Below are 7850 nucleotides of genomic sequence, written 5' to 3' on the forward strand. Positions count from 1 at the left end.
TCCCCGGCCCGGCGGCCTCGCCCGGCCACCGGGTCCGCCGGGCTCAGCCCGCCGGGGGCTCGGCGGCCCGGTGCGCCGCGCGGAGCGCCCGGGGGGAGGCCCCCAGGTCCCGGCGGCACGCCTTGTTGAAGGCCTGGAGGTCGGGGATGCCCACCTGGGCCGCGATCGCGGAGATGGACAGGGTGGATTCGCGCAGCAGATGCCGGGCGCGGGCCAGTCGGCGCTGCCGGATGTAGGCGACGACGGTGCTGCCGGTGGCGGCGCGGAAGACCCGGGTGAGGTGGGTGTGGGAGAGCCCCGCGGCCTTCGCGATGTCCGGGACGGTCAGCGGGGAGGCCAGCCGGGCCTCGATGTGGGCGATGGCCGTGTTCACGGCCGGGTGGGTGGTGTCCTGGCGGCCCCGTGCGGCCGGGGCGAGGTGGGCGACGCGCCACAGCGCGGTCCAGATCTCGGCGGCGGCACGGCCCGGGGTGCTCGGCCAGGCGGCGAGGGCCTGGTGCATCAGGGTGGACAGCGTGGGCAGTTCCGGTCCGGCGTCCTGTACGACGGGGACGGTACGGGGTTCGCCGGTGGCGGGCAGCCGCAGATGGGCGTACAGGTGCTCCGAGCGGCCCCGGTAGTCGTACCGGCAGACCGCGGCGGGCGGGATGAGGCTGACCCGGCCCGGCCGGATGGCGTGCGGGGTGCCCGCGACGGTGAGGCCGGCCTCGTAGCGGTACAGGTGGAGCTGCCACAGATCGGGGAGACGGAAGACGTCCGTGTGCCCGGCGGGGCCGTGGACGCCGAACCCGACACTGGTGACGACGGGCGGTTCACCGAGGTGCACGGCAGTCTCTCGCACAGCGGAAATCTACCAGTAATGGGTGGACAGGGCCCACGCGCAGAAAAGAGACCGCCTCTACCGTGAGGGCCATGACGGAGAAGACAAGCACGGAACATCTTCTCAATTCCGTGCAGATGGCGCATTTCGTCTCCCATGGAGCGATCCGGCTGGACGCCGTGGTGCCCGCGGAGCTGAACGACGAGGCCATGGAGGTGCTTCCGGCCGGCGTCCCGCCCGTGCCCTACGGCACACCCGTGGCGCGCGCGTACCCGGAGGGCTCCTTCGTCCGGCGGCTCCTCGCGGTCCCCCGGATCGCCGGGGCGGTGCGGAGCCTGGTGGGCCCCGGCCCGAATATCGACCACCACGCGGTGCACGTGCGCGGCCCCCGCGAGGGGGAGGCGCAGCCGCTGCACGCGGACGCGATCATCGACGTGCGGCCCGACGCGTTCGACGTCCAGCTGATGTACTACCCGGCCGAGGTGACGCTGGAGATGGGCGGCACGCTCAGCGTCCCCGGCAGCCATCTGCGGCGGACCAACGAGAGCGACACCGGCCGCTATCAGAACCTGCGCGGCCAGGACCGGCTGGTCTGCCCGGCCGGCACCGTGGTGTTCCTGCACCACGGGCTGTGGCACGGCGGACGGCGCAACGACAGCGACATCCCCCGCTACATGTTCAAGATCCGCTTCAACCCGACCGTCCGGCAGCGGCTGCTGTGGGACACCTCGGACCTGACGGACCCCCGGGTGACGGCGGCCCTGGACACCGGCTTTCCCTGGTACGAGCAGGCGACCGGCCGTCTGGAGCGGTACCACCGGGTCCTGATGTGGCGGGCCCTGACCGGCGACGACACCTTCGACCTCGACCACTGGGTCACCCGCGTCTCCAACCGGCCGAAGGAGGCCACCGCATGACGCCGCGCACACCCGCCCCCGCCCCGCCGTCCGCCGACACCGTCCGCCAGCGCGTCCTGGTGCTGTACCTGTCCACGTCGGCGCTGGACTCCGCCGTCCTCGGCTGGTCGCTGTACGACGGGACCGGCCGCACCGCACCGACCACCGGCGACAGCGAGGAACCGCCCTACGCCACCGGGGTGGCCGCCCTGCGCGACGGCTGGCGCCTGATCCAGGCCTCCCAGCTCATCCCGCCGTACCCCGGCCACGAGTACGACGTGTCGTTCCTGAAACACGAGTTCTTCTTCGAACAACTCGTGCACACCGGCGCGGACCGCTGACCGGCCCGCACGCCGCGGGGCCCGCAGCACCCCCGCCCACCCGCCACCCGACGGAGCCACCACACCGGGAGGAATCACACCGCATGCCCACGACGCACCCCACCGCCCTGGTCGTGAGGGGAGGCTGGCAAGGCCACCGGCCCATCGAGGCCACGGACTTGTTCATACCCTTCCTGGAGAGCAACGGCTACACCGTCCGCGTCTCGGGGTCGACGGACGTCTACGCCGACCCGGACCTCATGGCCGGCACCGACCTGGTCGTCCAGTGCATCACGATGTCCGAGGCCACCAACGAGCAGGTGAGCGGACTCGCCTCGGCCATCGCGGCCGGCACCGGATTCACCGGCTGGCACGGCGGTGCCGCCGACTCCTTCCGGGCCAGCGCGGACTACCTCCACCTGGTGGGCGGCCAGTTCGCGGCACACCCGGCGAAGGACCCCGCACTCCGCCGCGGAAACGAGGCGGACAGTTTCCTGCCGCACACCGTGACCATCACCCCGCTCGGCCGGGACCACCCGGTGACCGCGGGCATCGAGGACTTCACGCTCGACACCGAACAGTACTGGGTCCTGCACGACGACCTGATCGACGTGCTCGCCACCACCACCCACCCCGTCCGGCCCTGGCACCCCTGGCAGCGCCCGGTCACCTCCCCGGCCGTGTGGGCCCGCCACTGGGGAGCCGGACGGATCCTGATCACCACCCCCGGGCACGACCTGAGCGTCCTGGAGAACCCCAACGTCACGACCATCGTCCGGAGGGGGATGCTGTGGGCGAGCCGCACCGCATCGGCATCGTAGGCCTGGGCGTGATCTCCCGCGTCTACCGGGACACCCTCGCCGCTCACCCCGGCGTCCGGGTGACGGCCGTCGCCGACCTGGACCCCGCCCGGTCGGCGGCCGTCGCCGCGGAACTGCCCGGCGCGCGGGCGCTGGAGACCGGGGAACTGCTGGCCTGCCCCGAGGTGGACACGGTCCTCAACCTCACCGTCCCGGCCGCCCACGCCGAGATCGCCCTCGCCGCCATCGCGCACGGCAAGGACGTGTACGGGGAGAAGCCCCTGGCCGCCACCTTCCCCGCCGCCCTGGGCGTCATGGAGGCGGCCACGGCCGCGGGCACCCGGGTGGGCTGTGCCCCGGACACGGTGCTCGGCACCGGAGTGCAGACCGCGCGGTGGGCCATCGACACCGGCAGCATCGGACGGCCCCAGTTCGCCACCGCCGTGATGATCACCCCCGGCCATGAACGCTGGCACCCGCACCCCGACTTCTACTACACCGCCGGGGGCGGCCCGCTCCTGGACATGGGCCCCTACTACCTCACCGCCCTGGTCCACCTGCTCGGGCCGGTCACGGCGGTGATCGGCGCCGCCAGCCGGCTGCGCGACACACGCGTCATCGGGTCGGGCCCCCGCGCCGGCCGGACCATCCCGGTCGAGGTGGACACCCACGTCTCCGGAGTGCTGGAACACGCGGGCGGAGTGCTGACGACGCTCACCACGAGCTTCGACGGGCTGGCCACCGCGGCCACCCCCATCGAGGTGCACGGCGAGAGCGGGTCACTGGCGGTCCCGGACCCGAACGGGTTCGGCGGCCCGGTGCGGATCGTCACGGACGGCACGCGGGAGTGGCGCACCCTGCCCGCCGCCGCGGGGTACGCCGACGGCGAGCGGGGCGTCGGCCTGCTGGACTTCGCTGCCACCGGCCCCGGCGAGGAACCACGCGCAGGCGGCCGTCTGGCGCTCCATGTGTCGGAGGTGATGAGCGCCCTGCTCACCTCAGCGGCCGAAGGACGGCGGATCGAACTGACCACGACCACCCGGCGCCCGGCCCCGGTCCCGCTCACCGACGCGGGCCGGTGGCGGGGACGGCCGGGAACCTCCTGACCTCAGGACACCGCGCGGGGAACCCCTCCCACCCGGAGGCGTACGCACCGCCCGGCACACCCGGCGGCGCGTACGGGGCCGGACCCGGCCGCCGGATCCAGCAGGTGGAGTTGGTCGCCGGTTCACCAGCACCTACGAGGCGTTCGTGTCGATCGTGGGACCGCGCCCCGCGCCGGTACCGGTCGGGCGTCAGCCCACGCGTGCGAGCTGCCATTGCTGGTTGGTGCCGCCCCAGTCGGCGTACTGGACGATGTTGGCGCCGTCCGCGGTGGAGCCGCCCTGGACTTCGAGGGCTTTGCCGCTGTGGCGGTTGATCAGCCGGATCGTGCCGCCCGGGGAGTCGGCGACGCGCCATTGCTGGTTGGCGGCGTTGGTGTCGCTCCACTGGACGACGGCGCCTCCGTCGGCGGTGGACCAGTTGTGGACGTCGAGGACTTTTCCGGAGTGCTGGGAGCGGAGCCGGTAGTAGCCTCCGCCGGAGTCGACGAACTGCCAGCGCTGCTGCGCCTGGTCGTTGCGGGACCACTGGGTGATCCGGGCCCCGTCGTTCGTCGCCAGGTTGTACACGTCGAGCGCCTTGCCGCTGTTCCGGTTCACCAGCACGTACCAGGCACGGGTGTCGATCCCGCCGGGCTGCGTACCGCCGCCGCCGTTCAGGGTGTCGAGCACCGCCGTGTACGCCGGCTTCTTGTTGCCCGCGCCGTCGAAGAGCAGCGGGTTCTCACCCGTGCGCCAGGAGTCGCTGTCCCGGACACCCCACACCGTGATGCCCGTGCACCGGCTCACCGCCAGGCAGGCACGGGTGACGGTGGCGTAGGCGTTCGCCTGGTCGGCTCCGGCGATGTCCAGCTCGGTGATCTGGACCTCGACGCCCAGATCCGCGAACCGCTGGAGATTCGCCTGGTAGTCGGCCGGCGGCGAGTTCGTCAGATGGGACTGGAACCCCACGCAGTCGATCGGCACCCCGCGGGCGATGAAGTCCCGCACCATGGTGTAGATCGCCGTGCTCTTGGCGTTGATGCCGTCGGTGCCGTAGTCGTTGTAGCAGAGCCTGGCGGTGGGATCGGCCGCCCGCGCCGTGCGGAAGGCGACCTCGATCCAGTCGTTCCCGGTGCGCTGGAGATTGGAGTCGCGTCGCTGCCCGGCGGGCCAGTCCGCGAACGCCTCGTTCACCACGTCCCAGGAGTGGATCTGGCCCCGGTAGTGCCCGGCGACCTGGTTGATGTGGTTGACCATCGCGGACCGCAGGGTGCTTCCTTCCAGCCCCTGCGCCCAGCCCGGCTGCTGGGCGTGCCACACCAGGGCGTGCCCCCGGACGGACATCCCCTGCTGGCGGGCGTGGTTGACGATCCGGTCGCCGGCCGAGAAGTTGAAGGAGCCGCGGGACGGTTCCGTGGCGTCCCACTTCATCTCGTTCTCGGCGGTGAGGCTGGTGAACTCCCTGTTCACGATGGTCGTGTAGGCGCCTTCGTTGAGCTTGTGCCCGGCGACCGCCGCGCCGAAGTAGCGACCGCGTTCGGCTGCGGCGCTCCCCAGGGTGGTCGCCGCCTCCGCGGTGCCCGCCGAGGCCACGACGGTACCGCCGGAGACGAGCAGGAGGGCCAGCAGCATGACGAGGAGTCTGAGACGGCGTAACCGGGTGCCGTGTGGCACGGGGTGAGCGGTGAGGATCATCCGGTGTCCTTCCGGTGAGATGGGGGGTGCGGATACCGGCCGGGGCTCAGGAGGGGATGAGCTGGAACGACTCCGCGGCTCCGAGCGTCGTGGCGGACGCGATCAGCGGCCCGCTGCCCGCCGTGACGTACCGGTCGTTGGCGTGGGCGCGCAGGCCGACGGAGCCGTCGCCGTTCCGGACCCGGGTGAAGGTCTCCCACGGTCCGACGGCCGTGCGGTTGGCGATCAGCGGACTGGCTCCGGCGTTCTCCGCGCACACGTACTGGCCGTTGGCGTGGGAGCGCAGGGCCACCGCGTCGCCGCCGGCCTCGATCAGGTCGAAGCGTTCCCACGGCCCGACGGTGGGCCGGTTGGCGACGAGCGCTTCGGCTCCGGCGTTCTCCGCGCACACGTACTGGCCGCTGGCCGAGGAGCGCAGCGCGACCACCGGACCGGACCCGCCCGAGGTGAGGACGGACTCCCAGCGGGTACGGCTCCCGGCCGCCCCGGCGGGCAGCCGGTCCCGGGCCGCGGTGTCCCCGTACAGGCTCCAGCGCATCCAGTCCACGTAGGTGTTCACGGTCTGGGTGTGGTTGACACCGCTCCAGATGTACTCGTCGTGGCCGGTGCCCAGATGGGTGAGGAAGGCCTTCGGGGCCGGCAGCTCGTTGTAGGCCTGGCGGGCCGAGGAGTACTGGCAGATGGGGTCCTGGTCGCCGTGGACGAACAGGACCTTCGCCGCCACGCGCGCCGAGGGGTTCCCCATGTGCACGGTGGCGAACGGCACCGCGGCCACGATGCGCTCGTCCGGCCAGGCGGTGAGCAGGCCGTGGGTGGTCATCCCGCCCAGGGAGTGCCCCGCGACACCGACGCCGGTGGCGGTGTCCAGGCGTCCGGCGAACGGGGAACCGGGGGTGGTGTTGAGCGCCAGGGTCCTGGTGAGGACTTCGGAGACGTCCTGGGACTGGTTGCCGTTGTAGACGTCCCCGATATTGCCCGGGGTGCCGGTGGAGGTGGTGGGGAAGACCGGTGCCGGGACCACGAAGCCCGCCTCCGCCAGCGGCCGGATGAGCGGTGCGTAACTCTCCGGGTTCCCCCCGAGACCATGGCTGAACTCGACCACCGGGAAGACCCCGTCGGCGAGTGCGGCGTCGCGCACCGGGTTGCCGCCCGGGGTGCCGACGGCGGGGTAGAAGATCCGGGTGACCAGGCGGCGGGAGCCGCGGCTCCAGGCGAACTCGCGTACCCCGATGGCGAAACGCTGGGTGGGGGCGTCGAGACGGCCGGCGGCCGCCGCCGGTCCGGCGCCGAGCAGGGAGGCCCCTACGGTTGCCGTGCCCATGCCAACAAGGCCGTGCAGAATCGTGCGGCGTCGTAACGACATCGATGTAACTCCTCGGATCACGAAGTGAGCTGACGGGACCGGCCCCCGTCCGGGAGGAGCGGACGTGCGCGGGCCGTGCGGTGCGGTGGGAGGCGCGTCCGGCTCGCGGCCGGGGTCGTCCTCCCCGTCCGTGAGCCCGGATCTGCGGTGCGCCCGGCCGGCCCGCGAGCCGTGCTGACGCGGGGCGCGGCCGTGCGGAACCGGTGGTGAGCGTGGTGCGGGAACTGCGTCGTGTGTGCTCCGCCGCGGTGCCCGTGCGGGCCCCGCGGGTCGCGTGACGACGTGATGTCGTTCCGGGATGTCCAGCCCTCCGGGACGGGAAACCTCTCCGGCCCGGGGGGAAGTACTGGGACGCGCGGTGCGGCCGTGGCCCGCCGGGGGAGCGGAAGTCCCCCCCGCAGCAGCCACATTCGATATGCCGGACGCCGACCGGCCTACCAAACAGCTTGGATGATGGGGCATGGCCAGAGCCGCGTCAATGGCCCGGTCCGGATTCGTCACCGGCCCCCGGGCGCCCGGCCCGGCGGCCGTCCGGAACCGGTGTGACCGGCTCGCCGGCCGGGCCTTCCCGAGCCCGTCCCGGCTCCCGCGGAGACCGGGTGTCCCCGGTCGCGCGCACAGGCTTGACGGAGTCTCCCGGCGCTCCTAGCGTTCCGCATCGACGCATCCGTCGGCGGTCCGGCGCCCGTGGCCCGGCTTCGCCGCGGCAGGTCGAAGGTCTTGCACGCCCGCGCATGGGAGCGCTCCCGCTCGTGCAGACGCCGAGCACGGGGCCGCGGCGCTCCCCACGACCGGAAGAGAGGTGGGTACGAAGCCGAGGTCTCCCGCTGAGAGCGCGCCGATCACCGCCGCCGCGGTGCGTCAGGAGATG

Annotated in this window: 7 protein-coding genes; 4 read left to right on the forward strand and 3 right to left on the reverse strand. The window is 72.8% G+C overall.

The window, feature by feature from the left end; all coding sequences use genetic code 11:
* Nucleotides 1-43 precede the first annotated feature (43 nt).
* Nucleotides 44-841, reverse strand: coding sequence for a helix-turn-helix domain-containing protein (locus ACFV5N_RS21610; RefSeq protein ID WP_385602279.1), 798 nt, complete (start codon nt 839-841; stop codon nt 44-46).
* Nucleotides 842-912: 71 nt separating this feature from the next.
* Between ACFV5N_RS21610 and ACFV5N_RS21615 the strand changes: the two genes are divergently transcribed.
* From ACFV5N_RS21615 to ACFV5N_RS21630, 4 genes are all read left to right on the forward strand, one after another.
* Complete coding sequence (locus ACFV5N_RS21615) at nt 913-1737, forward strand: phytanoyl-CoA dioxygenase family protein (RefSeq protein WP_385602282.1); 825 nt, start codon at nt 913-915, stop codon at nt 1735-1737.
* A complete protein-coding gene (locus ACFV5N_RS21620; protein ID WP_385602285.1) occupies nt 1734-2057 on the forward strand; it encodes a hypothetical protein in 324 nt (107 codons plus the stop codon). The genes ACFV5N_RS21615 and ACFV5N_RS21620 overlap by 4 nt, the downstream gene beginning before the upstream one ends.
* An 83-nt stretch (nt 2058-2140) precedes the next feature.
* Nucleotides 2141-2857: a ThuA domain-containing protein gene (locus ACFV5N_RS21625; RefSeq protein WP_385602288.1), complete on the forward strand. Its 717-nt coding sequence runs from the start codon at nt 2141-2143 to the stop codon at nt 2855-2857.
* The gene (locus ACFV5N_RS21630; RefSeq protein ID WP_385602291.1) at nt 2827-3942 is read left to right on the forward strand and encodes a Gfo/Idh/MocA family protein; all 1116 of its coding nucleotides are present in this window, start codon (nt 2827-2829) and stop codon (nt 3940-3942) included. The genes ACFV5N_RS21625 and ACFV5N_RS21630 overlap by 31 nt, the downstream gene beginning before the upstream one ends.
* Before the next feature lie 189 nt (nt 3943-4131).
* Here the strand turns inward: ACFV5N_RS21630 and ACFV5N_RS21635 are convergent, their stop codons facing one another.
* Nucleotides 4132-5553, reverse strand: coding sequence for an endo-1,4-beta-xylanase (locus ACFV5N_RS21635; protein ID WP_385602294.1), 1422 nt, complete (start codon nt 5551-5553; stop codon nt 4132-4134).
* 109 nt (nt 5554-5662) lie between these two features.
* Nucleotides 5663-6937 carry an alpha/beta hydrolase gene (locus ACFV5N_RS21640; RefSeq protein WP_385602297.1) on the reverse strand — a complete coding sequence of 425 codons (1275 nt, stop codon included), beginning with the start codon at nt 6935-6937 and terminating at the stop codon, nt 5663-5665.
* Nucleotides 6938-7850 lie beyond the last annotated feature (913 nt).

The sequence above is a fragment of the Streptomyces sp. NPDC059853 genome (assembly GCF_042731495.1).
Taxonomy (GTDB): Bacteria; Actinomycetota; Actinomycetes; order Streptomycetales; family Streptomycetaceae; genus Streptomyces.

Bases quoted from the DNA above. Each gene is read 5' to 3' on its own strand.
- ACFV5N_RS21615 (WP_385602282.1), top strand. From the start codon at position 913: ATGACGGAGAAGACAAGCACGGAACATCTTCTCAATTCCGTGCAGATG.
- ACFV5N_RS21620 (WP_385602285.1), top strand. From the start codon at position 1,734: ATGACGCCGCGCACACCCGCCCCCGCCCCGCCGTCCGCCGACACCGTC.
- ACFV5N_RS21625 (WP_385602288.1), top strand. From the start codon at position 2,141: ATGCCCACGACGCACCCCACCGCCCTGGTCGTGAGGGGAGGCTGGCAA.
- ACFV5N_RS21635 (WP_385602294.1), bottom strand. From the start codon at position 5,553: ATGCTGCTGGCCCTCCTGCTCGTCTCCGGCGGTACCGTCGTGGCCTCG.
- ACFV5N_RS21640 (WP_385602297.1), bottom strand. From the start codon at position 6,937: ATGGGCACGGCAACCGTAGGGGCCTCCCTGCTCGGCGCCGGACCGGCG.